Source organism: Xanthomonas sp. DAR 35659 (assembly GCF_041242975.1).
GTDB classification, from domain to species: domain Bacteria; phylum Pseudomonadota; class Gammaproteobacteria; order Xanthomonadales; family Xanthomonadaceae; genus Xanthomonas_A; species Xanthomonas_A medicagonis.
In genome coordinates, this window is record NZ_CP162488.1 from 786,680 (window position 1) to 811,852 (window position 25,173).

Annotated in this window: 28 protein-coding genes and 1 tRNA gene; 8 read left to right on the top strand and 21 right to left on the bottom strand. The window is 64.1% G+C overall.

Going from position 1 to position 25,173, the window contains the following annotated elements; translation table 11 throughout:
• Positions 1–94: 94 nt before the first annotated feature.
• The 16 genes from AB3X07_RS03410 to AB3X07_RS03485 form a co-directional block, all read right to left on the bottom strand.
• A complete protein-coding gene (locus AB3X07_RS03410; protein WP_369942759.1) occupies positions 95–700 on the bottom strand; it encodes a tail assembly protein in 606 nt (201 codons plus the stop codon).
• Positions 700–1,011, bottom strand: coding sequence for a hypothetical protein (locus tag AB3X07_RS03415; protein WP_369942760.1), 312 nt, complete (start codon positions 1,009–1,011; stop codon positions 700–702). The genes AB3X07_RS03410 and AB3X07_RS03415 overlap by 1 nt, the downstream gene beginning before the upstream one ends.
• Before the next feature lie 167 nt (positions 1,012–1,178).
• Positions 1,179–1,415, bottom strand: a complete 237-nt coding sequence (locus AB3X07_RS03420) for a hypothetical protein (RefSeq protein ID WP_369942762.1) — start codon at positions 1,413–1,415, stop codon at positions 1,179–1,181.
• Positions 1,412–2,074 (bottom strand): hypothetical protein, encoded by a 663-nt coding sequence (locus AB3X07_RS03425; RefSeq protein ID WP_369942764.1) that lies wholly within the window; start codon positions 2,072–2,074, stop codon positions 1,412–1,414. The genes AB3X07_RS03420 and AB3X07_RS03425 overlap by 4 nt, the downstream gene beginning before the upstream one ends.
• A gap of 77 nt (positions 2,075–2,151) precedes the next feature.
• Entirely contained in the window at positions 2,152–2,409 is a 258-nt protein-coding gene (locus tag AB3X07_RS03430) for a hypothetical protein (protein ID WP_369942766.1), read from the bottom strand.
• Positions 2,410–2,508: 99 nt separating this feature from the next.
• Positions 2,509–3,162 carry a hypothetical protein gene (locus AB3X07_RS03435; RefSeq protein ID WP_369942768.1) on the bottom strand — a complete coding sequence of 218 codons (654 nt, stop codon included), beginning with the start codon at positions 3,160–3,162 and terminating at the stop codon, positions 2,509–2,511.
• A 12-nt stretch (positions 3,163–3,174) separates the two neighbouring features.
• On the bottom strand, positions 3,175–3,603 hold the full coding sequence (locus tag AB3X07_RS03440) for a hypothetical protein (RefSeq protein ID WP_369942770.1): 429 nt from the start codon (positions 3,601–3,603) through the stop codon (positions 3,175–3,177).
• Positions 3,600–4,106 (bottom strand): hypothetical protein, encoded by a 507-nt coding sequence (locus AB3X07_RS03445; RefSeq protein ID WP_369942772.1) that lies wholly within the window; start codon positions 4,104–4,106, stop codon positions 3,600–3,602. Before AB3X07_RS03445 ends, AB3X07_RS03440 begins: the two co-directional genes overlap by 4 nt.
• Positions 4,096–4,548: a hypothetical protein gene (locus tag AB3X07_RS03450; protein WP_369942774.1), complete on the bottom strand. Its 453-nt coding sequence runs from the start codon at positions 4,546–4,548 to the stop codon at positions 4,096–4,098. Before AB3X07_RS03450 ends, AB3X07_RS03445 begins: the two co-directional genes overlap by 11 nt.
• A complete protein-coding gene (locus AB3X07_RS03455) occupies positions 4,523–5,161 on the bottom strand; it encodes a hypothetical protein (protein WP_369942776.1) in 639 nt (212 codons plus the stop codon). Before AB3X07_RS03455 ends, AB3X07_RS03450 begins: the two co-directional genes overlap by 26 nt.
• A 703-nt stretch (positions 5,162–5,864) precedes the next feature.
• A complete protein-coding gene (locus AB3X07_RS03460; protein ID WP_369942778.1) occupies positions 5,865–6,338 on the bottom strand; it encodes a hypothetical protein in 474 nt (157 codons plus the stop codon).
• A 10-nt stretch (positions 6,339–6,348) separates the two neighbouring features.
• Entirely contained in the window at positions 6,349–6,567 is a 219-nt protein-coding gene (locus tag AB3X07_RS03465) for a hypothetical protein (protein ID WP_369942780.1), read from the bottom strand.
• Positions 6,568–6,576: 9 nt separating this feature from the next.
• Positions 6,577–6,789: a hypothetical protein gene (locus tag AB3X07_RS03470; RefSeq protein WP_369942782.1), complete on the bottom strand. Its 213-nt coding sequence runs from the start codon at positions 6,787–6,789 to the stop codon at positions 6,577–6,579.
• Entirely contained in the window at positions 6,786–7,214 is a 429-nt protein-coding gene (locus AB3X07_RS03475) for a hypothetical protein (protein ID WP_369942784.1), read from the bottom strand. Before AB3X07_RS03475 ends, AB3X07_RS03470 begins: the two co-directional genes overlap by 4 nt.
• Before the next feature lie 66 nt (positions 7,215–7,280).
• The gene (locus AB3X07_RS03480; protein WP_369942786.1) at positions 7,281–7,499 is read right to left on the bottom strand and encodes a hypothetical protein; all 219 of its coding nucleotides are present in this window, start codon (positions 7,497–7,499) and stop codon (positions 7,281–7,283) included.
• A 77-nt stretch (positions 7,500–7,576) separates the two neighbouring features.
• The gene (locus AB3X07_RS03485) at positions 7,577–7,801 is read right to left on the bottom strand and encodes a helix-turn-helix transcriptional regulator (protein ID WP_369942787.1); all 225 of its coding nucleotides are present in this window, start codon (positions 7,799–7,801) and stop codon (positions 7,577–7,579) included.
• Positions 7,802–7,923: 122 nt separating this feature from the next.
• On the opposite strand from AB3X07_RS03485, the gene AB3X07_RS03490 reads away from it, so the two are divergent.
• The 6 genes from AB3X07_RS03490 (at position 7,924) to AB3X07_RS03515 (ending at position 16,551) form a co-directional block, all read left to right on the top strand.
• Complete coding sequence (locus AB3X07_RS03490; RefSeq protein WP_369942789.1) at positions 7,924–8,496, top strand: Arc family DNA-binding protein; 573 nt, start codon at positions 7,924–7,926, stop codon at positions 8,494–8,496.
• Positions 8,493–9,656, top strand: a complete 1,164-nt coding sequence (locus tag AB3X07_RS03495; RefSeq protein WP_369942791.1) for a tyrosine-type recombinase/integrase — start codon at positions 8,493–8,495, stop codon at positions 9,654–9,656. The genes AB3X07_RS03490 and AB3X07_RS03495 overlap by 4 nt, the downstream gene beginning before the upstream one ends.
• Positions 9,657–9,666: 10 nt before the next feature.
• A tRNA-Ile gene (locus AB3X07_RS03500) sits at positions 9,667–9,742 on the top strand.
• Positions 9,743–9,797: 55 nt separating this feature from the next.
• The gene (locus AB3X07_RS03505; protein ID WP_369942793.1) at positions 9,798–11,921 is read left to right on the top strand and encodes a type I restriction-modification system subunit M; all 2,124 of its coding nucleotides are present in this window, start codon (positions 9,798–9,800) and stop codon (positions 11,919–11,921) included.
• Positions 11,921–13,249, top strand: a complete 1,329-nt coding sequence (locus tag AB3X07_RS03510; protein ID WP_369942795.1) for a restriction endonuclease subunit S — start codon at positions 11,921–11,923, stop codon at positions 13,247–13,249. Before AB3X07_RS03505 ends, AB3X07_RS03510 begins: the two co-directional genes overlap by 1 nt.
• A gap of 41 nt (positions 13,250–13,290) precedes the next feature.
• Positions 13,291–16,551 (top strand): type I restriction endonuclease subunit R, encoded by a 3,261-nt coding sequence (locus tag AB3X07_RS03515; protein ID WP_369942797.1) that lies wholly within the window; start codon positions 13,291–13,293, stop codon positions 16,549–16,551.
• 25 nt (positions 16,552–16,576) lie between these two features.
• Here AB3X07_RS03515 and AB3X07_RS03520 read toward each other — a convergent pair whose 3' ends face one another.
• The 3 genes from AB3X07_RS03520 to AB3X07_RS03530 form a co-directional block, all read right to left on the bottom strand.
• Complete coding sequence (locus AB3X07_RS03520; RefSeq protein ID WP_369942799.1) at positions 16,577–17,233, bottom strand: serine/threonine protein kinase; 657 nt, start codon at positions 17,231–17,233, stop codon at positions 16,577–16,579.
• A 20-nt stretch (positions 17,234–17,253) separates the two neighbouring features.
• Positions 17,254–17,757 (bottom strand): RNA polymerase sigma factor, encoded by a 504-nt coding sequence (locus AB3X07_RS03525; protein ID WP_369942801.1) that lies wholly within the window; start codon positions 17,755–17,757, stop codon positions 17,254–17,256.
• 229 nt (positions 17,758–17,986) lie between these two features.
• Positions 17,987–18,736: an SDR family oxidoreductase gene (locus tag AB3X07_RS03530; protein ID WP_369944638.1), complete on the bottom strand. Its 750-nt coding sequence runs from the start codon at positions 18,734–18,736 to the stop codon at positions 17,987–17,989.
• Positions 18,737–18,833: 97 nt separating this feature from the next.
• Here AB3X07_RS03530 and AB3X07_RS03535 point away from each other — a divergent pair, with 97 nt between their 5' ends.
• The gene (locus AB3X07_RS03535) at positions 18,834–19,784 is read left to right on the top strand and encodes an AraC family transcriptional regulator (RefSeq protein WP_369942803.1); all 951 of its coding nucleotides are present in this window, start codon (positions 18,834–18,836) and stop codon (positions 19,782–19,784) included.
• Between the two features lie 285 nt (positions 19,785–20,069).
• Here the strand turns inward: AB3X07_RS03535 and AB3X07_RS03540 are convergent, their stop codons facing one another.
• Together AB3X07_RS03540 and AB3X07_RS03545 are read right to left on the bottom strand one after the other, a co-directional pair.
• The gene (locus AB3X07_RS03540; protein WP_369944640.1) at positions 20,070–20,435 is read right to left on the bottom strand and encodes a hypothetical protein; all 366 of its coding nucleotides are present in this window, start codon (positions 20,433–20,435) and stop codon (positions 20,070–20,072) included.
• Between the two features lie 99 nt (positions 20,436–20,534).
• Positions 20,535–20,981 carry a hypothetical protein gene (locus tag AB3X07_RS03545; RefSeq protein WP_369942805.1) on the bottom strand — a complete coding sequence of 149 codons (447 nt, stop codon included), beginning with the start codon at positions 20,979–20,981 and terminating at the stop codon, positions 20,535–20,537.
• 716 nt (positions 20,982–21,697) lie between these two features.
• Between AB3X07_RS03545 and AB3X07_RS03550 the strand changes: the two genes are divergently transcribed.
• Positions 21,698–25,090 carry a GH92 family glycosyl hydrolase gene (locus AB3X07_RS03550; RefSeq protein WP_369942807.1) on the top strand — a complete coding sequence of 1,131 codons (3,393 nt, stop codon included), beginning with the start codon at positions 21,698–21,700 and terminating at the stop codon, positions 25,088–25,090.
• The last annotated feature ends 83 nt before the right edge of the window (positions 25,091–25,173 follow it).

Below are 25,173 nucleotides of genomic sequence, written 5' to 3' on the forward strand. Positions count from 1 at the left end.
AGCTGAACGGAATTCCTGAACCACTTACATCGGGGTTGGGGAAGCCGTTACAGCCTCCAGAGTGCGTTGACCTGACTTTCCGCCAGGTTCAGCCCTACGCCTGATCCTCTGCGAAGATGCCGGCGCTGATGACGGCCGAGCCGGCCCACGTATCGCCGTAGGCGACCGGCACGGGGTTGCCCTGGGCCTGCATGTTCACCGGGCCATTGAACGCGTAGCTGGGCTTGTTGGCCGGGCTGTCCTGCGCGCCCAAGCCCTTCTGCGTAGGCGACAGCATCTGCACCACACCGCCGATCACCATGGCGACACCGGCGTTGATCAGCGGCGTACCGATCCACGCGAGGGAACCGCTGGAAAGGATGTTGATCGCCGCACCTGCAATGATCAGCACCGCGCCGACGATCGTCTGCAATGTGCCGCCGCGCTTCGATCCCTGCAGCACCGGCGCGATGCGGATCATCTCGTCGCCCGGCGGATCGTGTAGCTGGTCCTCGCTGAGGTTGCGCCGGCCGTTGAAGACCGAGAACACCATGCCCCGATCCTTGGCGCCCATGAGGAACGCCTGGAAGCCGGGGAGCTGTACCGAGAGCGCTCGGATCGCCTCGGCCGGCGACGCCACCGCCAGACGGAATTCCTTGCCGAAGCGGGCACGCAGGGCGCCGTAGAGGCGGACGATGCGCACCTTGGGTTGCTGGATCATCAGTTCCTCCTTTCGCTGGGAGAGATTGCGCCGAAAGCTACGTGCTGGGTGGCGACTTGGTCGGCGCCGATGGTCAAGACGCGGAGCATCGGGTCTGGCCCGTCGACGTCGAAGGCGACCATGAGCCGTTCGCCGCGGCCGAGAGCATTGCCGATCGAATGGGCCGCGTCCGGGGTCCTGGATGCTGCCTGTGCCACCAACCGCGGGCACAGCTCCCTGCAGGCCGCCATCACCGCGCTGATCTCGGCGCGCAGGTCGGGCGCCACCTCAAATCTCTGCTGATCCGTAGCGTTCATGTGATCCGCTGCCATTGCATCGCCTCCGGCTTCTGGTGTTTGAAAAGGGACCTGTGAAACAAGATCCCGCCGGAGCGGGATCCGACCGCCTCACACTCAACCCAAGTGCAGCGGCTGCCGGGCGTTGTTGCGGACACCTCCCGGCTGGTCCGGCGCAAAGGAGCAACTCTCCGCGCGGTTGCTCAGTGCAGTCTCGACCTGAGGCGCGGCACGAGCGGAGTGGGGAGCGCGACCTGGCCGGTTTCCACGAGGTCATCGAACTGGCCCTCGACGTAGTCGTCGCAGCGTCCAGCGACGGCGTCGCTACCCAGCACCGCTTTGACTACGCGGCGCCGGACGTCTGCGTCGCTGTCGTGGTCGGTCACATCTACGGCGGGCGCCAGGCGCGCAGCATTCGATACCAGCGCGGCGCGGCTCATGCGTGCCACTCCGCATTGCGCGGATTGCCTGCAGCAGCATCCTTCTCGCCGCCGCCGCGCACTATCCCAATGTTGCCGCTGTGCGAGCCGGCATCGCGGTGCATGGACGTGCGCTGGCCGCGCGACAGCGGGCTCAGCACCGCCAGCCTGTCGATCGTGGCAGCTGCTGCCGATTGCTCCGGCCTGGGCGTGATGCCGGCGGCGTTCAACCGGCCGCGCGCCTGAGCGATTCCCAGATACAGCTGTTCCACCGCATCGAACGAAGTCTCCAGCTCCCGCTGCTTCGCCTCCGCGCCTTCGATGGCGGCCACCAGGCGCTGCTGCAGATCGGGCAGGCCTTCATCGGCTTCCCTGAGCAGCGCGAGGTTGCGGAGCTGGCAGAGACTGTCATGCATGGCCCGCATACGGTCCCGCTCGATCGACAGCTGATCGAACTCCTTTTGCATCTTCGCGATCTCTTCCACGCTGCCGCTGATCAGCAGCTTCCGGTAGAGCGGGCCGTTGTTCGCAGAACGCGGGCCGGCGATTGCGATCTCTTCCCAGCGGGCATTGTAGCGGCCAAGCTCGGGCTGCAGCTGGGCCAGCATGCTGCTGACCTCCTGCGAGCTCAACGGATTGTCGCGGCTGATTGCTCTGCGGATATCTTCGACGATGGACATGAAATCTCCGGTATGTGGTTGCTGGATCTGGGCGCAGGTCGTTGGCGATGGGGCGGCTATTGGGTCGCCTACGACTATCAGCGGCTAAGGCGCCCCGGCGACGTGATCACTTGCGCCTTCGGCTTCATCTTGTTCTGGACGATGGAGTCGAAGACACCGTGGATGTAGTCATCGCATCGGTCTTTAATTTTCGCTTCGCCGACCACGCTCACGACCACGCGCCGGCGGATCTCTGCGCTTGTATCTGCGTCTTGAATTTGCATGTCGGGGGCCACCGTTTGGACGTCGAAGAGCAGCTTTGCACGGGCGTTTACTTGGTCAGTAAAAGTGCTCACGGGATATCCTTCCTGGCCTGCTTGGCCTCTGCAGCGGCAACCAAGCCGCTGCTGTCGACAGAAGAGCCAAGCTCTGCTAGATCCATGGTTCGGCCTCCTTCAGTTGGAAAAGTTCGACAGTGCAGACTCAAGCATCGGGCTGGCGCGGGGCTTCCAATCACCGACTTTGACGCCAAGCTCGGCTTCCAGCATGTCGCGCCAGTCAGGCCGGATGAAGTTCGCGCCTTGAATTGGTGACGCCAGGCCGATCAAGCGGTCGACGGTTTCGAATGAAGCCGCAGCGCCGATAAATGTGGTCCCTACGAGAGAGTGGCGGGCGAGCTTGACTGCCTGCAGCGCTTCGTTGACGTCGTTCAGAGAGGACAGCCATGCAGCCCGTGCGGCGGCGGCCGACGCCAGCGACTGCTCCAGCTTGCCCTGCAGGTCGGGAAGCGCTGCCTGCGCTTCCCTGGCTGCCTGCGCGCGCCGTAGGTTGCCCAGAGAGCTGCACTGCGCCAGCACTCGCTCCTGTTGCTCCTGCAGCTGCTGGAACTCCTGCCGGATAGATGCCAGTTCTTCCGTGGCCCCGAAGCTGAGGACGCGGGAGTATTCCGTGCCACGGTTGTGCTGGTGGTCTCCTGGATGGATCGCCTTCAGCCGAGCGGCGTTCTTGTCTCGCAGCGGACGCAGCTCAGTCAGCAGATCATCCAATTGGCTGGTGCTGGTTTCATCGGAGGCTGCCGCAGCCGCAGCGCGATCGAGGATATCGGTCATGTTCGTCTCCGGCTATCGCTGGAAGTACTGGCGGCCGGCCTGCAGCGCTTCGACGGAGTCGAGGTAAGCAGCCATGGCAGGATTGGATCGCTCGATCGATTCACGGGCAGCGGCTTCGGCTTGGTGGCGGTCGGCGATCGCCTGTACCTGCCGTGCGCTCGAGATTGAGGCGTCCAGGGTTCGTTGGTTGGCCGCTGCGTTGGATCCGCAGACCCGCCCGCCTTGGCGCAGCCACTCCTGGTGATCGGCCATTGCCTGGGCGCGAGCTGCCGCAACATCGTCGTGTGCCGCTATCGCTTGTTGTGTGGAGTCCATGAGTGTCATTCGGATGGAGATGCGCTCGCCGTCCTTCAGCACGCGACTCTTTCGCTTGCCGAACTCGTCAAACTCGTCGGGAACCACGTTCCCGTACCGGTCGTAGATCACGCTGTGTGCGGTCATGCTCTATCTCCTGGGGTGCCGCTAGGCGGCGGTGGGAATGGGCAGGGCAGCCCAGCGGTGCCGTGAATCTCAGCCAGCGTGCGTGCGTCGCTCGATCCCATCTTGTCCCAGAGGTCGGTCTGTCGCCAAAACTGCTTCTCGGCCTCTGGGTCGATGCGCCCTACCGCCTCGATGAAGTCGACCATCACGCCCACGCTGACGCTTTTGGGCTCGGGTACGGGACCGATTTCGAGACCTCTCAGCGTGGCTGCATACGCCTCCGCTGCCTGATTGGGCGTCATGTCTGGGGTGATGGTCTGGATACCGAGCATCCAATGATCAGAGGGACCACGGATTGCGTCTTGCACCTGACTCGCCTGCTCAACCAGATGGCCGTAGTCGACAGTGAGATTGTAGACGGCGGCCCACATCGCCAGGTCGGCCGCTGATATCGGCGGACGTGCTGCAGACCGCATTGCGGTGGCCTCTACGGCGCGAATACGACGCTTCAGTTCATTTCGCACGGTCACCCTCCAGCGCCCTGAGGCGCGCGTCGAAGTCAGCCGCCTCGAAGGCCATGGAAAACGTCTGTACACAGCGCGATAGGCGCTCGGCCTCGCCGGAGGTGAGGGTTCCATCAGCTGCGCCCTGCAGGATCGCCTGGAGGGTCTTGGGGACGTCCGCCGGCGAGGTGGGGACGGGCAGGTCGATCGCAAGCACGCGCTCGCGTGAGGGAGGAGAGACTCGTTCGAGGCAGAGCCTGAGCGCAGTGCTGTCGCCGGCCAACGCTAGGTCGATGGCCTTGCGCATTAGCTGCTTGGATTCCCCTTCCAGCAGCTTCAGAGCTGCGATGGTGGCTTTGTTGCGTGCACCGCGGCGTTTGCCTGGGTTCCCCGGTCCGAAGCGTCCACGGCTGTCACGTGGCGCCGTATCCGTTCCGCTAATTCGGTCGTTGCTCTTCGTCATGGGTGCCATTGCACCCGCTACGCAAACGGTCTTGTAGCTTGACCCGCTTTTTTCTCGGGCTGATCAGTCCCTTTTTCCGCAGGGCCTGGCGGATGGCGTCCCTCCTGTGCTCAGGAAACCTTCTGGCACAGATGCTGACCAGTTCGTGCTCGCTGTAGCGCACGCCGTTTCCTGTGCCATCAATGCGGCCGGTGGCATAAGCAAACAAGCGCGCGTGCCATTCCGGCTCTCGCTTGTTCTTGCCACCGGCCGCTCCGCCCTTGATGACCGCCACTCCCCTGCTGAGGGGATATGCCTTCTCGGCATCGTCCAACGTCCAGAAGGCGCCATGCAGGTGCTGCCGGATCTCTGGATCATGCAAGGCTGCTGGTCGGTCTCCCAGGGCGCGCTCTCGAGCATCCAGGCGGTCTACGCGAAACTGGAGAGCTACCCGGCGCCGCTCAAGGTCGGCAAGGTTCCCGCGCCAGTCCTGTTCGATCGCAGCGAATCGGCGAAGCAGATGGGCTGACAGCGGATCATCAGGCGCGATGCTGTTGATCAGCTCCCAGAGCGCCAGTTCCGCGGGGTCGTTGCTGTAGCTATGGATTAGCAGCGGCATGTCTTCGTCATTCATGCGGTAGTTCCTCGCGTGCGCAATGCCTGCGGAAAGGTCAGCATTCGTCAACAGGGGCCGGGTGCCCAGGGCGATGCTACCTGCATGCCGTGGCCTTTCATGCACCCCGGCACGCCAGCACCGTGGCGGCCTGGCTGAAGGGCGGTGCGGTCACTGCGGCTGCGCCGAAACCGTTCGGCATACGGTTTGGGGAACGGTTTCGCAAAATCCAATTTTGGGCTTTGCTTGGAAATCAACCATCTGCAGAGCCGGAAGCCTTCCCGGAAGCCTTCGGGGAAGCCTTCCGCTGCCGCTGCGGCCGAATCGCCCGGGCGGTGAGCGCTCATGGAGTGCTCGATGAGCCGCGCGCCTGCTAGTAGCAGCCGATTTCGTGCTAGTAGCATGCGAACGCATCGATTTAGCATGCGTTCGCAGTGCGACCGCATCACCGTTCGCCGAACGCTCGTCGATCGCTCGCCGATTTGGCCGCCGTGGTGCTGGAGCGGTAATCCAGAGCCTGGATCAGCAGCAGAAACGCGCACATGCCCTGGTAATACTTTTAAGGTGTTCACGGGGCGAACAACGTTGGGGGCGAAAACAGCCGTTACTAGTTCACGGGGCGAACAAGTCAGCGATTTCTTGTTCACGGGGCGAACAAGGCGAGCTGCGACTAGTTCACGGGGCGAACAAGCGTTGTTCACGGGGCGAACAACTCTTTGCGTTTTCACGCAGCGCTCCTGAGCTTCGTTTCAGGGATCGATTTGCGCGCCCCGGTGGTTCTGCTGAAGTCCGGCCTCTTCTCTTTCCAGGCATTGGTCGGCTTGGGCGAAAGACCCCAGCCAGCGTCCAGCGGCTTCTCCTTTTTGTGGTCGACTCGACGCCAGCTGAAGGCGTGCAGGTTCTCTTTGTTCCTGCCGCCCTGCTGGGTGCGCTCGATGATTCCATAGTGCTCAAGCTCGCGCACCGCGAGGTACAGGGTCGCTGACGAGTTCCACCCCACGTGCTGCATCAGGGACCAGGACGCGCACAAGTAGCCGTTGTTGAACCCGGTGTACTGCGCGCCGAGGTCATGGAGCAGCTTGTGCGCCCAAGCGCTAAGGCGGATGAAGTTCGGATGGCGCAGGAGCGTGTATGGCACCACGAAGGCTGAGCCTCCGTCGATGTCGTCCCACCGGTTGTCTTGCTTCTTCCTGCCCATGTGCGCTCGCTCAGGCAGCCACGCGCGACAGCTGCTTGGTCAGCAGTCGCCGGTTGTGCTCGCACACGGCGCGATCGTTGGCGTACTGGGGTGCGGTGCACCCCATGCCGATGAGCGTGTCCAGAGCGCTCTCCGCGGCCTTCGTGCTGGCCAGCCAGCGCTCGACCTGCGCACGCGGCACGTCGCGTAGTTGGCGCGCCGTGAGGCAACGCATGGGGCGGTAGTTCATGGGGCCTCCTCAGTGTGATGCGGGCGGCAGAAGCCGGTCGATGCCGGTGAGCACCTGCGCCATGCCCCAGGCGGTGTTGATCGGAGTGGCGGGATTGCTCGACCACATCTCGACGAAAGTCGACGACACGGCGTCGGGCGTGAAGTCGTCATCGTCGATTTCAGGAAGGGACGACGCGCGGAGCATCTCGGTCAGCTCTTTCAGCAGCTTTTTCCTGTTCATTCGCGCTCTCCGATCTGCTGCTCAGCGACACGTGCGCCGCGTGGGAGCGGGAGGTCCGTTTGCTTCAATGGACCGCGCTTCTTTTTCAGCCGGCGCACGATCTTGTCCGACGGGAATCGCAGCATCTGGCACGTGTCCAGCTTGTCCGCACCCCTCCAGGCATCCACCCTGGCCAAGTACTTCAGCCTTTCAATCTGGGCTTCCGTATCGTTGCCCTCGTAGAGTTCCCGGTCTCTCCGGACGCTTTCTCTCATGGCTTTGCTGACTGTCTCGAAAGCGATAGCGACACCATCGTGCCCGAAGCAATCCAGGTGTTCGAAACGCAGTCGAAGGATGAACAAGCAAGCGGCGTTGGTGTCGAGCGCGTTCTGCAGCAGACGGGCACGCTGCACGTTTCCCGAGAGTTGGTGTATCGTTGCGGACATGGTCGTTCCTCGTGAGGGTTCGGTCTGAAATTCGACGGCTCGGGCGCTGGCACGCTCGGGCCGTTTCTATTTGCTGGTGCTGATCGGGTTGCTGGTCAACTTGGCCGCCAGCGCACGCGCGCTCTGCATTGCCAGCAGCGGTTCGGCGTACTTGGCGGCTAGGGCGGCTCGGTGGGCATCGAATCGAGCAGAGATCGCCGCGGCGAGTTGCTCCCGCGACTGGGTGTTCGAACGCGGGCGAGGCGCACGTATCGTGGCCGGCTGGGCGAGCTCTATGCTTTGCATGGTCAGTTCGTTCCTTGTCAGGGTTCGGGGTGGCTTCAGCGGCTCGTTCCGGAGGGAGCCGGGCGGGCCGCCTCTCTTCAGCCGGCGAGAGCACGGCTGTTGGTCGTCTCGACGACGGATCCCTCGATGTAGGCGTCAAGGTCGGCGCGGCGGTAGAAAACCCGGCCGCCCAACCGGACGTAGCGCGGGCCGCGGCCTTCGTGGCGCATTTTTTCCAGAGTCGAGTTGCTCAGGCCGAGATATGAGGCGGCCTCGGGTCCTTTGAGGCGATTTGCAGCAAGTTCGGAGGGCTTGGTGGTCATGAGTGTGGGCTCTTGTTTGTGCGTTACAATGCGAACGCAGATAAAGCCTACTACTGGTTTTTGTGGATGGCAATGGTTTTTTGCGTTATCTTTGCGTTCGCGCCCAACTCTGCAGAAATCGCATGTCTCAAACCCCCAAGAAGAAGCCGGGAAGGCCGCCCAAGCCCGAGAAGGAGAGGGCAGGAAACTTCAGTGTCCGGCTACCCCCGGAGTTGCGCGGCAGGATTGAGGCGGCAGCGGAAACGGCCGCGCGATCCGTCAACGCGGACATCGTGGCGCGCCTTGAAGAGTCCTTTGACTGGCGTGTTGCGCTTCCTGCTGAGTTGAAGGATCGCCTTACTCAGGCGGCGTTCCATGCCAACAGGACCCTCGAAGCTGAGGTTGCGAGGCGCTTGGCGACGAGCTTCGACTCGTTGGAGACCGTCACTTTCGCGAACCGAACGGAAGAGCTCCGCTTGGTTCAGCAGGAGATCCAGTCTCACGAGAAAACGTTGGCGGAGGTACGGGAACCGGGCGTCGCACCCGAGGGCTACGTCAGCCAAGTCGAGCGCGCTCTGGCCAGACTCATCGCTCATCGCGATCGTCTCAATGAAGATATCCAGGAAGTGATCGAGCGCTGGGATCAGCCCCTCTCGGTGCTCGGGAGCCTTGAACTGGACATCGAGGAGTACGAAAGGATTGGGCAGAAGAAATGACCGCCTTCGCCAAGCTCACTCGCGCCGGCATGCGCGGCCTGCAGCCTGGCCAGTCGCTGAGCGAGCACGGCATCACCTACACGCGCACCAGCGCCGGCGATGGCCGGTGGTCGGTCAACGTGATGGTCAACCGCCGGCGGCATCACCAGGTGGTCGGCCTGGAATCGGAGGGCTACACCCGCACGCAGGCTGAGGACGTTGTGAGCGCGCTGAAGGCCGCCAAGCGTTCCGCCGCACATGGGGTAGCTGGAAGCCGTCAGGCGCGCGTTCTGAGCATTTCCCAGGCTGCGGACGACTACCTGGCGTATCTGGCCAAGCATGATGGCCGCGACCTGGTGGCGAAGATGATGCGATTCCAGCAGCACCTTGTTCCGCACCTCGGGCAGCAGCAGGTCGCGCGCCTGACCGATGACGACTGGATGGCCTACGTCTCCAAGCGCAAGGCCGAAGGCGCGAGCCCGGCGACGATCAACCGGGAGCGGTCGGCGCTGCTGCACATGCTCAACACGATGCGTCGGCGCAAGCTGCTGGCCGCGGTGCCGCTGCTGGCGCGCCAGGCCGAGCCGGAGGGCAAGTTGGTCTACCTCACGCCGGCGGAGTCGCAGCGGCTGCTGAAGGCTGCAGCGAACGATCAATCGGACCTGGCGCACCGCTTCGTCATGGTGACGCTCTACACCGGCCTGCGGCACAGCGCGGCGCTGAACCTGCGCGCCGCCGACGTCGACGTGGAGCGGCGCATCCTCTGGATCCGGCGCGACAAGGCCGGTCGGCGCGAGCAGGCAATGCCGCAGGTGCTGGCCGACTACCTGGGCGAGGTGATCGCCGACATGGAGCAGGAGGCGTTCCTGTTCGCGTCGCCGCGCGCGAAGTCGGGCAGGGTCTACCAGATGAACGCTATCTTCGCTCGGTGCGTCGAGCGCGCCGGCATCAGCAAGCACGTGACGCCGCACACGATGCGCCACACCGCGGCGACGAACGCGGCGCACGCCGGCCTCGATGCCGCGACGATCCAGATGATGGGCGGATGGAAGACACGCGCCATGGCGGAACGGTACACTCACGCCGCTTCGATGCGGGACGCGATGGATGCCCTCCAGAGTCGGCTGACAAGCCGCAGGGTTACACCGAAATTGCAACGGCGATCGCGCAAATCCGCTTGAAACCCTTTCAGGGCCTATAGCTCAACGGTTAGAGCAGAGGACTCATAATCCTTTGGTTCCAGGTTCGAATCCTGGTGGGCCCACCATCCAGACCGATGGCGATACTGTGGCGAAGTGGGCAATTCCGCTACGATTAGCGGGATGAATCGCGAACAACTCAAAAAGCTCGAAAACGACCTGTGGTCCGCAGCCGATAAGCTGCGAGCCAACTCCGATCTCAAGGCCAGCGAGTACAGCACTCCAGTGCTGGGCTTGATCTTCCTAAAGTTCGCCGACAACAAATACCGCCAGCACCAAGCGGCCATCGAGCAGGAGTTCAAGAAGCTCCAGGGGACGCGTCGGGAGCGGAGCGAAGAAGAAATCGCCATCGAAAAGTGCGGCTTTTACCTCAAGCCGATTGCTCGTTATGACTACCTGCTCAACCTTCCGGAGCGGATGGACATCGCCCAGGCGATCCGCCTCGCGATGGCCAGCATCGAAAAGACCAAGCCGGAACTGCAGGGCGTGCTGCCGCAGCAGGAGTACGACCGCTTCACCCGTAGCCCCAAGAACCAGCACATCCCCAAGGATCTGCTCAAACTCTTCTCCGACATCCCGGTGGATGCCACGGGCGACGTGTTCGGCCAGATCTACGAATACTTCCTGGCCAACTTCGCCCTCAGCGAGGGCCAAGGCGGCGGCGAGTTCTTTACGCCCCGCTCCGTCGTCAAGCTGATGACCGAGATCATCGAGCCTCATGGCGGCAAAGTGTTCGACCCCGCCTGTGGTTCCGGCGGCATGTTCGTGCAGTCGGCCGAGTTCATCCACCAGCACCAGGCGGACAAGGCCGCCGACTTGGACGTGTTCGTCTGCGGCACCGAAAAGACCCTGGAAACCGTCAAGCTCGCCAAGATGAACCTCGCCGTGAACAACCTGCGCGGCGATATCAAGCAGGCCAACACCTACTACGAAGACCCCTTCAACGCCTTCGGCTCCTTCGACTACGTGATGGCCAACCCGCCGTTCAACGTGGACGACGTTACGCTGGACGCCGTGGAAAAGGACCGCCGCTTCAACGCCTACGGCGTGCCGCGCAACAAGACCAAGACCAAGGCCGCGGCGGGCAAGAACGGCAAGGAAAAAGCCGTCGATACCGTCCCGAACGCCAACTATCTGTGGATCAACCTCTTCGCCACGTCGCTGAAGCCCGGCGGCCGCGCCGCGCTGGTGATGGCCAACTCGGCCAGCGATGCCCGCCACTCCGAGGCCGAGATCCGCCGCACGCTGATCGAGCAAAACCTCATCTATGGCATGCTCACGCTGCCGTCCAACTTGTTCTACACTGTCACCCTGCCGGCCACGCTGTGGTTCTTCGACAAGGGCAAGACCGATGACAAGGTGTTGTTCATCGACGCCCGCAACATCTTCACCCAGGTGGACCGCGCCCATCGCGAGCTGAGCGACGAGCAGATCCAGAACATCGCCCTGATCCCCCGCCTACACAAGGGCCGGAGGCAGGAATTCGTGGACCAGGTGGACCGCTATCTGCACCAGGGCATGGCGCAACTCAAGGACGCAGCCGAGCACATGCCGACGCTGAGCGAACGCCTGCTGGCCTCGCTGGCCGAAGAAGCGGCCGATGCCGAGACTAGTCAGGCTGCCAAGGGCGCCATTGCGACGCTTCAGACGCAATGGGACCAACTCGCTGCGCTGGAACAGGCGCAAGCCAAGCACGAACGTACCCGCGGTCAGAAGCACAGCGTGGACCAGCGCAATGATGCCCAGCACCTGCTGCGTGCCCAGTTCACGCCCTTCTTTAATGGCCTGCACGCAGCGGTGAAGGCGCTGGACAAGTCCATCCGCGAGATGGACAAGCGCAAGGCCGAGGCAGCCAAGGCAGATGGCAAGCGCGCCACCGCCAACCGCCAGACCAAGGGCGTGAAGGCGGCCGTGCAAGCCCTGCATGACGAACTGAAGGCCGCAGAGCTGTACTACCAGCATGTGACCTGGCTGCAGGAGCGATTCCCCAAGGCCGCCTACGAGGACGTCACCGGCCTGTGCAAGCTGGCCAGCCGTGAGGAGATTGCCGAGCAGGATTGGTCGCTCAACCCAGGGCGGTATGTGGGTGTGGTGATTGAGGAGGATGGGAAAACTGAGGAAGAGTTCCTCGCGGACTTGGCGGTTGCACGCGATCAGCTTCAAGAACTGAGCGATGCAGCGGGCTCGCTTCAGCGCACCATTGCTGCCAATGTATCGGCCGTATTGGGTGAGGAGCCGACCACGTGATGCAAGAGCCCATCCTTTTTTCTGATCTCATCGCCGAAACTAAAGATGGCGAGTGGGGTGAAGGGCAAGAAGCGCCGGGTCACGTGCTGTGTGATGTGATCCGAGGAACAGATTTCGCTGGCCTGAATGCTCCAGGAATTGAGCTGCCGCAGCGCTGGATTCCCGAGCATCTAGTTGCTCGCAAGGCGCTGGCGGCTGATGACATCCTAATCGAAACAGCAGGTGGCACTGCCAAGCAACCGACAGGCAGAACCGCCCTCATCACAAAAAAATTCTTGGCTTCCCGAAAAGGCCGGCCGGTCTTGTGTTCAAGCTTCGCCCGACATCTGCGAGTTGACCAAGCCAAAGCTCACCCGATCTACCTGTATTACGTGCTCCAGGCGCTCTATACATCGGGGTACATGGCGGTCTTCAATCTGCAGCACACAGGCGTTGCCCGGTTCCAGTTCACAGCCTTCAGGACAAAGACGCGGCTCACGCTACACGAGAGCACTGCTCAGCCCAAGATTGCGGCGACGCTCAGGAGCTACGACGACCTGATCGCCAACAACCAGGGCCGCATCGCCTTGCTGGAGTCCATGGCCGAAGAGATCTACCGCGAGTGGTTTGTGCGGATGCGGTTTCCTGGCGCGAAGTCAGCGACATTCGAGAAAGGAGTGCCGACCGACTGGACACATAAGCCTATCCTCGCCGCTTTCAATTTCTACGGCGGCGCTACGCCATCCAAGGACAATCCGCGCTTCTGGGTGGATGGGGATGTGAATTGGTACACGCCAACTGACATCACTGGTACTTCTAGCCCGTATCTTGAAGAATCGGCAGATAAGTGCACTGATGAGGGTCTGCAGAGTTGTTCAGCCAATCTCTTCCCTGCCTATTCGATCATGATGACAAGCCGCGCAACGATTGGCGCCATCGGCATCAATTGCGTGCCGGCCTGCACGAACCAAGGTTTCATCACCTGTATTCCGAACCAGCGATACCCACTGACCTATCTCTATCACTGGCTAAAGCTCGCCAAGCCGCACTTTGAGATGCTGTCTGGTGGCGCGACCTTCGCTGAGTTGACCAAGGGGACTTTCAAGCGGATTTGCATCCTTACACCACCCGAGAAGCTGGTCGCCGCCTACGAGGAGCAGGTTAGGCCAATGTTTGATCAAGTGGAATCACTAACCAAGATCAATCGCAGGTTGCGCGCTACCCGCGATGCTCTGCTCCCCCGACTGATCTCGGGAAAACTCCGCGTCGATGCGTTAGACATCCAGTTCCCGCCCAGCATGCAGCAGCCGCCTGCAGAGTTCGCGCATCCTGCGGCAATCTCCAGTTAGCAACTCTTCTTCCCCACAACCAGCAACACCAGGAAGGTGCCGTGGTCGCCGCGAAGAACTTCATCAGCGAAGACGATATCGAGCAGGCTTTGCTGCAGCGGTTGCAGCACCAATGCGGCTTCGATGTACTGAACTGCTTCACGGCCCGGTCCGATGATCTGAACGACGGCTCCGGCCGCGCCGACAAGCGCGAGGTGATCCTGGCCGGCCGCTTGCGTGCCGCACTGGAGCGGCTGAACCCACAGGCCCCGGCCAGCGCGGTCGACGAGGCCCTGGCCCAATTGGTGCAGCCACGCAATGCAATGAGCCTGGTGGCAGCCAACCGGGAAATGGACGGGCTGATCCGCGACGGTGTACCAGTGACTTACAAGCCGGAGACCGGGCCGCAGGCCGGGCAGACAGTAACCGAGCGGCTGAAGGTGATCGATTTCGATGCGCCCGACCCACGCATCGGCCGCAACCACTATCTGGCGGTGAGCCAGCTATGGGTTCGCGGCGAACATGGCTACCGTCGGCCCGACCTGTTGCTGTACGTGAACGGCCTGCCGCTGGTGTTTGTGGAGTTGAAGAACAGCAACGTCAAACTGCGCGCGGCGTTCGACGACAACCTCACGAACTACAAGGCCGAGCTTCCACAGCTGTTCACCGCCAATGTGCTGTGCGTGCTGAGCAATGGCATCGAGACCCGGCTGGGCAGCATCACCGCGCAGTGGGAGCACTTCTTCGCCTGGCTGCGGGTGAACGACGAGAAGGATACGCTGGACCGCAAGGCGATTGCCGCCCAGGGCCTGAGTGTGGAGTTGGCCGTCTCCGGCCTGCTGACGCCGGAGCGGTTGCTGGACTATGTGGAAAACTTCTGCGTGTTCTACCGCGAGACGCAGAAGATCATCGCGCAGAACCACCAGTTTCTGGGTGTGAACAAGGCCTTCGAGCAATTCAAGCGCCGGCGCGAGTTGGGCGGCAGGCTTGGTGTGTTTTGGCACACGCAGGGCTCGGGAAAAAGTTTCTCGATGGTGTTCTACACGCGCAAGATCTTCCGCAAGCTCACCGGCAACTTCACCTTCGTGGTGGTGACCGACCGGGACGATCTGGATGGGCAGATCTACCGCAACTTCCTGCACACCGGCGTGGTGGCGCCCAAGGACGATGTGCGCCCGAAGGGGAGCGCTCAGCTGCGTGAGATGCTGGGCAAGAATAAGCGCGTGGTGTTCACGCTGATCCAGAAGTTCCGCTACGACAAGGGCAAGGATTACCCGGTGTTGTCCGGCCGCGACGACATTGTCGTCATCGTCGATGAGGCGCATCGCACGCAATACGCCGGCTTGGCCGGGAACATGCGCGCCGGCCTGCCCAAGGCCAACTTCCTCGCCTTTACCGGTACGCCGCTGCTGGGCCAGGAGCGCAAGACCAACGCCTGGTTCGGCGACTACGTGTCCGAGTACAACTTCCAGCAGAGTGTGGAAGACGGCGCCACGGTGCCGCTGTTTTACGAAAAGCGCGTGCCGGAGGTGCTGATCCAGAACGACGATCTGAGCGAAGAGTTCGCCGAGATCCTGGAAGACGAGAACCTCGACAGCGAGGCGCAGGAGAAGCTGGAGAGGCGCTTCGCGCAAGAGATGGAGGTGGTCAAGCGCGAGGACCGGCTAGACACGATCGCACGCGATATCGTCTACCACTTTCCTCGCCGCGGCTACCTGGGCAAGGGCATCGTCATCTCGGTGGACAAGTTCACCGCCGTGACGATGTTCGACAAAGTGCAGGCGCTGTGGAAAGCCGAGATCAAGGCGCTGAACGGCCGCATCGCCGCCACGCAGAACGATGTGGAGCGGCAGCGTTTGAAGCAGTTGAAGGCCTGGATGGGTACGGTGCGAATGGCGGTGATCGTCAGCGAGGAGGCCGGCGAAGAGGACAAGTTTGCCAAGAAGAAGCTCGACATCAAGCCGCACCGCCAACGCATGAATGCGCTGGACGAGCATGGCCACGACATCGAGTTCAACTTCAAAGATTCGGACCACCCGCTGCAGCTGGTGTTCGTCTGCGCCATGTGGTTGACGGGATTCGACGCGCCGACGGTGAGTACGCTCTACCTCGACAAGCCCATGCAGGGCCATACGCTGATGCAGACCATCGCACGGGCCAACCGGGTGAGTGGACACGAAATCCTGGGCGTGGCGAAGCGGCACGGCGAGATCGTGGACTACTACAACGTCTTCCGCCGCATGAAGAAGGCGCTGCGCGACTACGCTGCCGGTCCCGAGGACGACGAACTCCCGGTGCGGGACAAGAGCCACTTGTTCGCACTGCTGGACGACGCCATCGAGCAGGGCCTAGCTTACTGCCAGAGCCAGGACGTGCCGCTGCACGAGGCGCTGGACCGCGGCGACGTGTTCACGAAACTCGGCCAGTTCAATGGTTTTGCCAACACGCTGCTGGCCAGCAATGAACAGCGCAAGTCCTTTAATGTTTACGAAAACGCGATCTCCTCGCTCTATGAAGCCTGCAAGCCCGAGGTGTTGGGCCGCAAGCTGAGCCGCGTGGTGTCGGCCTTTCAATACTTGCGCGGCGTGATGGACAGCATCGTCGAGCAAGCCGACATCGACAGCGCGGTGCAGCGCATCGAGGCGCTGCTGGACGCCAGTGTGGTCGTCGACAATGCCGAGAAGTTTTCCATCAAGGAGTTCGCAGCGCAGTACGAGATCGTGCAGCGTGGTAAGGCCTGGGATCTCAGTAAGGTGAGCGTCGAGAAGCTGCGGGAGGAGTTCAAGCAGGCGCCGTTCAAGAATATCGAGATTGCCGATTTGCAGGCCTTCCTGCAACGCAAACTGACCGAGATGCTGGCTCAGAACAGCACTCGGTTGGATTTCCTTCAGCGGCTGCAGAACGTGATCGATGCCTACAACTCGGGCGCCACTTCTACCGAGAACTATTACGACGAGTTGACCGCGTATGCAGAAGAGCTCAAGGAGGAGGCCGAGCGGCATATTCGTGAAGGGCTAACCGAGGACGAACTGGAGCTGTTCGATCTGCTGAGGAAGGATTCCCTCACCCAGGAGGAAACACAGCGCGTGAAGCTTGCGGCCAAGCATCTTTTGCGGCGTTTGGTGGAAGAGCAGCCTAAGGTGCTAGTGCAGAACTGGCATCAGAGCGCGCAGACGCAGAAGCAGGTACGTGCCGAAATCGAGCGTGTGCTCGATGCCGACCTGCCGGAAAGTTACGACCGCACCACGTTCAAGCAGAAGTGCGACAACGTTTACGACCTTGCCGTTGAGTACGCACTGCGTGGTAGGAAGTGGGCGGCCTAATGGCAGCAACAAAGCCACTGCGCGCTCAGTCGCGCTCGAAGCGCTGCAATTCGTCCAGTTGCGCCAGCGCCTTGCGCAGGCTGCCGCCGCTCAAGGAATCGTCCATCTTCCGGCCGAACTCGGCGCGTTGCGGGCGGCGCGCCCAGCGATGGAACCACCAGGTCGCCAGCAGGCCGGCGACGCCGATGCCGTAGCCGCTCCACACCAGTGCAGGCGCCTTGGCCAGTAGATCGACATCGCTCAGGCCAGCCAAGGTCTGAAGGACAGCGATCCACAGGAACCACCACGGCAGACCGGCGACCATGCCGCTGCGGATGTACAGCGTGCGTGCGCGCAGCATCTGCTTCTGGATGCCGAGCACCGGCTGCGAATAGTCGATGTTGCCGATCTGCCCCAGCACCACGCCCGCGGCGACGATCGTCAGCACGCCATACGCCTGCACCAGCACGCCGGCGACGATGGACGAGGCGTGCGCAGGCTGGCTCATCCACAGCAGCGAAGCGAGCAGGAGGAAGGCGATGCCGAACAGGATCTGCACGATCTGGCCCCGGAACAGCGGGCGCAGGCTACCGCGCGTCTTGTCCAGTTTGCGCTCGCGCAGTTCGTGCAGCTTCAGCGTGTTGTCCAGTTGCAGCCGGCGGTCCAGCGATTGCCAGGCCGATTTGAAGTCGTCGAGTTCCATCGTGGTCTCCATGTCGGGTCTTATCGGAATTCGTCGCGGATGCGCTGTTTCAGGCGTCCGATCTTGGTGGAGACATTGCTTTCGGTGATGCCGAGGATCTGGGCGATCTCGCGTTGCGGGCGGTCTTCGAGATAGAGCAGCAACAGCGCGCGGTCCAGCGGCGGCTGGCGGGCGATGACGTCCTGCAGCAGGCGAAGCCGCTGTTCGTTCTCCGGGTCCGCGGCGTTGCCGTCGGCCATGTCGTGCAGGGTTTCGTCCAGGGGCATCGCGTCGTGCCGCTGCCGCAGTTCGCGGTTGCGCAGGTGGCTGATCGCCACGTTCAGCGCGATCCGGTACATCCAGGTGCTGACGCTGCGCGCCGGGTCGTACTTCGGCCAGGCGTGCCAGAGCTGCGCCGCGATTTCCTGGGCCAGGTCGGCGCGGTCCTCGGCGCCGCGCGCATAGCTGCCGGCGACCTTGAACACGATGCCGGAATGGCGCTGCAGCAGCGCACTGAAGGCATCTCGGGCGTGGTTCGCGGTCATGGCGGTTGCGATGGTATCCATTGGTTCACCGGCGCGGGCTTCGCGCCTCTCGAAACCATGATTCGCGCCAGCGCGCGGAATCTCACACCCCCCAGCAAGAACTTTCAAGGAGATGCCGGCCCCGAGTCCCGCGGTGATGACTTGCAGTACGTCGGCGATACCACTGGGGGGCCTCCAGTGGCAAAACCGCCAGGCTCACCATGCGAACACACCTGAGGCGGCCGCCGGCTCAGCCCGCCTCCGCCGCCCACTGCACTGCATCCGCCCCGGCCGGCAGATACAGCGGCGTCGACGCATCGGTTGCCGCGCGCCAGACGGCTTCGGCAACGTCCTGCATGCGTGTCCCGGGGCCGGTGGATTCGGCCATCCGCGCGATGGTGTGGCGCATGAACTCGCCATAGACCGCGTCGTCCATGCCGCGCAGGCGGGTGCGCGCGGTGTCGCGAAAACGCGTCTCGCCAGAAGACCCGGGCAGCACGAGGCGCACGCGCACGCCGAACGGCTCGACTTCGCTCGCCAGCGATTCGGTGAAGGCATTCACCGCCGCCTTGGCCGCGCGGTAGACGCCGACCAGTGGCAACGGCTTGTAGGTGACGCTGGAGGTGACGTTCACCACGATGCCTTCGCCGCGCGCGCGCATCTGCGGCAGCACGGCCTGGGTGAGCGCCATCGTGCCGAAGGTGTTGGTGTCGAACAGGGCGCGCACGGTGTCCATGTCCATCAGCTCGAACGGGGCGGGCGCGCCGAAGCCGGCGTTGTTGACCAGCACGTCGATGGGGCCGGCCGCTTCGACGGCCGCGCGGATGCTCTGCGCGTCGGTGACGTCCAGCGGCAGCACGCGCAGCTGTGGCGACGGCGGCAGCAGGTCCTCGCGCGGGGTGCGCATGGTGGCGAGCACCCGCCAGTCGCGGGCGAGGAAGTAGCGCGCGGTTTCCAGGCCGAAGCCGGAGGAGCAGCCGGTGATCAGGACGGTCTTCAAGGGAATGCCTTTGCTCGTGGACGAGCCACCACGATAGATAGCGGCCGCCGTACTCGCTACGATCCAGCGTCCTTGATTCGTTTGCGAGCGTCCAGCGATGGTGGATCCCCTGGCCGAGGTGGTCACGCTGCTGCAGCCGGCTGCCCGGTTCTCCAAGCAGGTGGTCGGTGCCGGTGCCTGGCGCATCCGGCGTTCCGACGCCGGGCAGCCTTTCTACTGCGCGGTGCTGGAAGGCGGCTGCCACATGGCGCTGGACGGTGGCGCGCCGATCCTGTTGCAGGCGGGCGATTTCGTGCTCGTGCCCGCGGCTTACCGCATCGCGATGTCCAGCCTTGCGCCGCACGCGGACGTGGCCGAGACCCTGCCGACCGCACTGGGCAACGGCGTGTTCCGGATCGGCACGCAGGAAGGCCCGACCGACCTGCGCATCCTGGCCGGCCATTGCAGTTTCGGCTCGCCGGACGCGGCGCTGCTGGTCTCGCTGCTGCCGCAGATGGTCTATGTGCACGGCGAGCAACGGCTCGCCACGCTGGTGCAGTTGGTGAGCGAGGAATCGCGCGAGGCGCGGCCCGCACGCGAGGTGGTGCTTGCGCACTTGCTGGAAGTGCTGCTCATCGAAGCACTGCGTTCGGCCGCGGGCACGGCGGCGTCGCCTGGCCTGGCGCGCGGGCTGGCCGATGCGCGCCTGGCCGCGGCGATCCGCGCGATGCACGCGCAGCCCACGCGCGCATGGACGGTGGTGGCGTTGGCGAAGGAAGCGGCCTTGTCGCGCTCGGCGTTCTTCGAGCGCTTCGGCCGCACGGTGGGCATGGCGCCGATGGAATACCTGCTGGCCTGGCGCATGGCCTTGGCCAAGGACCTGCTGCGCCGCACCGAGCTCGGCATCGCCGAGATCGCCGAGCGCGTCGGCTACAGTTCCGCGAGCACCTTCAGCGTCGCGTTCGCCCGCCACGTCGGACAGCCGCCGACGCGGTACGCGCGCGCAAGTGGCCGTGATGCTGGGCGCGGCAAGCCGTCGATCTCCGAAGCAGTCGAGGGCGTGGGGTAGGCACCCGGCGCGGTGTACCGCTTCCGCCCTGACGTCCCCGTCGGAGGCGGTACCGGCTGCGCAAGGACCGCTCCGGTCGCCGCCTGCGTCGCCGGCCTTCACTCCGCCAAGCGGCGCGCGCACTGGTCGGAATGGTCAGGGGATGGGACGCGGCGGCGACCGTCTGCATGCGCGATATCGGCCTGCAGCACCAATTGCGCCTTCATGGAGTGGCCCGGTGGCGCCTTCACGCAGGCGGGATCTTCCTTCGCTTCGACAAGGCCGCTCATCTACACGAGAAAGCGATCACGCCAGCACCAAGTCTCCGTTGATCAACGCGACCGTGATCAGGTCCTGCAGCCGGCTCACGGCATCGACGACGCGTGGAATGGCCGCCTGGTCACCCTGCATCAGCAATTGCCCATCCGGCGAAAGCTCGATCTTCAGAAGCTCCTGCAGCATTCCTTCTCTGTAGGCCGGAACAGGATCGCTGCTGTATCGCGAGCATCCCAGCTTTGCGGCGAGCTCTTGATCGACAGGCAGGTAGAGCCCGTTGTTGGAAGCGTTCATATCGAACAGTCCCATCCCCTCGAGATGACGGAGCAGTGCACTGTGATCCAGGATTGCGGGATCGATGATGAGCTGAAGATCAAATAGGGGGTCGTCTTTCATCGTGGTCACGACGTGCTCCTGTGGTGTGCGAGTGGCCAGCAATTCGATTTCGGAATCTTGTCTTGACGCAGTCGAAGTCTCGAACGCCCCGCTGGATGCCTATCGGCAGGTGGTGTTGCCAAAGCTGTCCTTGCTGCAGCGCACGGTGTTGCCGCAGTCGTCGCGATACGTCGTGTTGCCGAAGGAGTCGGTCGAACCGCGCACGGTGTTGCCCCGGTCGTCGCGGGTCGTGGTGTTGCCGAACGAATCGGTCGAGGTGTGGCTGACGTTTCCGTCGCTGCCGCGGCAGGTCTTGTTGCCCAAGGAGTCGGTAGAGCAGCGCACGGTGTTGCCCCGGTCGTCGCGGGTCGTGGTATTGCCGAACGAGTCGGTCGAGGTGCGGCTGACGTTTCCGTCGCTGTCGCGGCAGGTGGTGTTGCCAAAGGCGTCCGTGGAGCACCGCGTCTGGGCAAATGCGCCCGACGTCACCAGGAGTCCTGCAGAAAGCACGAGCGCCACTATTTTCACTTCAATTCCCTCTGTGAATCCTGTGTCAGCAGGACGCATGCCGCCGCCGGACGGCGATTGTTCGTGTCATCCGGCAAACCGTGGCATAGGGAAATTCTACCTTCAACACGCTGACGCCAGTGCAGCTGCCTTGTGGGCTGCCGGTCGATGCTGCCGTGGCGCAGTGCGTGCGCGGCTCCACGTTGCCGACAGGCACGGCGAGCGCGACGCGCTCGCTGCCGCAACGGCGCCGGTGGCTGGCAGGCGGTGATGAAGCCGGTTGCCAGCCGGCACGTGTGATCCTGATCAATCCATGGGGCCGATACCGCATTACTGATCGGCAATCAGGTGGCCAACGGCCTCCGTCGTCGCGTGCAGCGTGAGAGCCGAGCGTCATGGCGCTTGCGCACTCGACGTGGAGGCAGTGACGTCGGGTTCCGGCGTCGATACGCGCGCGGACTGTTGCGTAGCAGCATGCCACTGCACGACGGACGTGTTACATCTACCTCCAGTTGGATCGATCCAAAGCCGTCGATGCAGTGCATCCGGGGGGAAGACGGCCGGTGGGGATCGCGTGCTACGAGTCTGCTGATGCTTTTCATGTGAGGCGCATCCCCATGCGGTCGCGGCACTGCGTCGATGCGGACTTGAGAGGCGATCCATCGGGTCGATCCGGTCCACGTCGCGCGTTTTCACCACGCGCCGTTACCAACGGAGTTCCGTGACGCCGTGCGCGCCGCGGAAACGACCGATCAACGCAGTTTGGGAGCCTCGCCATGCCGTTTCGCTCGCGCTTCGCACGTCTGCATCCGTCTCCGGGTTGCCGGCTGGCGTCTTTTGCCGCGTCGGTCTTCCTGTCTGCGGGTGCCGGTGGAGCATGCGCGGAAGGCGTCGGCTTCGCGTCTTCGTTCGAGCGCGGCGAACCTGCGCCGGTATCGGCCGCGCAGTCCGACGAGGCCGCGGTCCAGGTCGCCGTCGGCAATGGTCCCGAGAAGCCCTATGCGGCGAAGTCCGGCATGGGCTACACCGGGCTGCATGCGCTGCACTATCGCGCCAGTGCGGCCGGGCGTGCGCAGCTGTTCGCTGTCGATCTTCCGGTGGAGCCGGACACGGTGCTGTCGTGGATGGTGCTGCCGGAGATCGTCGGCGGGGATACGGTGGCGTCGACCGGCGTGGCGGTGGATCTGCTGTTCGATGATGGAAGTCGCTTGTCCGAGTTGGGCACGGAGGATCAGCACGGCGCGCTGGTCAGTGCGGCAGGACAGGCGGCGTCGAAGACGCTATATCCGCAGCAGTGGGCGCTCAAGCAGGTGCGGCTAGGTGAGGTTGCGGCCCTGCGCAGCAAGCGCATCCGCGCGATCGAGCTGCAGGTGCAGCCCGGCGCCGGCAAGATGGCGGCGGGCTGGATCGACGATGTCGCGGTGCGCGGTGAACCTGCACAGCAGGCGGCGAGGCGGCCCAGCGACGAGGTGGTGACCACGCGCGGCACGCAGTCCAATGGCGCGTTCTCGCGCGGCAACAACATCCCCGCCACGGCGATGCCGCATGGCTTCAATTTCTGGGTGCCGGCAACCGATGCGGGGACGCTGAGCTGGCTGTACCGCTGGAACGAGCAGAACGGCGCCGACAACCGGCCGCGGCTGCAGGCGCTGTCGATCAGCCACGAGCCCAGTCCATGGATGGGCGACCGCCAGACCTTCCAGGTGATGCCCTCGTCCACGCGCGGGGTGCCGGAAGCCGACCGCGCGAAGCGCGCGTTGTCGTTCGGTCACGACAAGGAAGAGGCGCGTCCGCATCTGTACCGCGTGGACTTCGACAACGGCATCCGTGCCGAGCTGGCGCCGAGCGAGCGGGCGGCGATCTTCCGCTTTCGTTTTCCCGAGGGAGGCGATGCCAATCTGCTGTTCGACAACGTCGATGCGCGCGGCGGGCTGACCCTGGACGTGGCGACGCAGACGTTGCGTGGTTACTCGGATACGCGCAGCGGGCTGTCCAACGGCGCCACGCGCCTGTTCGTGTATGCGCGCTTCGACAGGCCATGGACCGCCAGCGGCAAGATCGATACCGGCCGCCCGACCGGCTACGTGAAGTTCGCGCCGGGTGCGGACCGCACGGTGGTGATGCGCATCGCCACCTCGCTGATCTCGGTGGAGCAGGCACGTCGCAATCTGCAGCAGGAGATCGGCGACGCCGGGTTCGAGGTGGTGCAGTCGCGTGCGCAGGACGCGTGGGACGCGGTGCTGGGGCGGGTGCAGGTACAAGGCGCCAGCCGCGATCAGCGGGTCACGGTGTACTCCAATCTGTACCGGCTGTTCCTGTATCCCAACATCGCCCACGAGAACGTCGGCGACGCGGCGCATCCCGATTGGCGGCATGCCGACCAGAACAGTTGGTCCAAGGACAACAGCGGCGGCGATGCGGAGCACACTTCGGCGCCGATCGTGCCCGGCAAGGTCTACGTCAACAATGGCTTCTGGGACACCTTCCGCACCAGTTGGCCAGCGTATGCGCTGTTCGCGCCGGAGCAGGCCGGGGCGATGATCGATGGCTTCCTGCAGCAGTACCGCGACGGCGGCTGGGTGGCGCGCTGGTCCTCGCCGGGCTATGCGGACCTGATGGTCGGCACCAGTTCCGACGTGGCCTTCGCCGATGCCTGGCTGAAGGGCGTGCGCGGGTTCGACGCGCACGAGGCCTATGCGGCGGCGTTGCGCAACGCAACGGTGGTGCCGCCGGTGTCGAACGTCGGCCGCAAGGGCCTGGCCCGCTCGATGTACCGCGGCTACGCCGCCAACGACGTGCACGAAGGGCTGTCGTGGACGCTGGAAGGCGCACTCAACGATTTCGGCCTTGCGCAGATGGCGCAGGCGCTGGCGGCCGAGGAACAGGATCCGCAGCAGGCGCAGCGCTACCGCGAGGAAGCCGAATACTTCCAGGCGCGTGCCACCGACTACGTCCACCTGTTCGATCCGGCCACGCGCTTCTTCCGCGGGCGCACGCCGGCAGGTCAATGGAATGTGCCAGCCTCGCGCTTCGATCCGCGCGTGTGGGGCGGCGACTACACCGAGGCCAATGCCTGGACCTTCGCCTTCACCACGCCGCACGACGCCGCCGGCCTGGCCGGGCTGTTGGGCGGCGAGGACGCCATGGCGGCGCGGCTGGACGAACTCTTCGCCACGCCGGAGACCGCGGACAAGCGTTTCGCCGGCAGCTATCGCGGCGTCATCCACGAGATGACCGAGGCGCGCGACGTGCGCATGGGCATGTACGCGCACAGCAACCAGCCCTCGCACCATCTTCCGTGGATGTACGTCGCAGCGGGGCAACCGTGGAAGACCCAGCGCATCACCCGCGAGGTGCTGCGCCGGCTCTACCTGGGCAGCGAGATCGGCCAGGGCTATCCGGGCGACGAGGACAACGGCGAGATGTCGGCGTGGTACCTGTTCGCGATGCTGGGGATGTATCCGTTGCGCATCGGCGCGCCGGAGTACGTGATCGGTTCGCCGGCGTTCCCGCACGCCGAGGTCGATCTCGGCAATGGCCGCAAACTGGTGGTGATCGCGCGCAACAACAGTGCACGCAACGTGTACGTGCAGTCGCTCACCCTCAATGGCAAGCCGTGGAACACCGCCTGGCTGCGCCACCAGGACATCGCCGATGGCGCCACGCTGGAATTCGTGATGGGCGCGACGCCGTCGCGCTGGGGCAGCGGCGCGGACGCGTTGCCGCCGTCGCTGACCCCGCCGGGCAGCGCGCCGCGTGGCCTGGAGGACGTGGCGTCGCAGGCCGCTGCGGTGTCGCTGGACGGACAGCCCAAGGCCGCGGCCTTGATCGACGACGATGCGACGACGGCGCTGCCGCTGCCGGCCGGTGCCAGCATCGACCTGCGCCTCGCGACGCCGCAGCGCGCCACGCACTACACGCTGACCAGTGCCGATGCCGCCTTGTCCGGCGTTGCGTGGACGCTGGAAGGGCGCAACGGCGACGGCGCATGGACCACGCTGGACCAGCGGCGCGCGCAGCGCTTTGCCTGGGCGCGGCAACTGCGTCCGTTCCGCATCGCCAAGCCCGGCGCCTACAGCGCGTACCGCCTGCGCCTGGATGCAGGCGAGAACGTGGCGTTGGCCGAGATCGAACTGCTGCAGCCGGTGGCGCGGCAGGCCGTGCCGTGAGCGGGTGCAAACGCGGCGAGCGTCTCGTGCCCGTCGCTCGTCCGACGCCGCACAACCCAGTAGGCCCGCTGCGCGGCGGCATG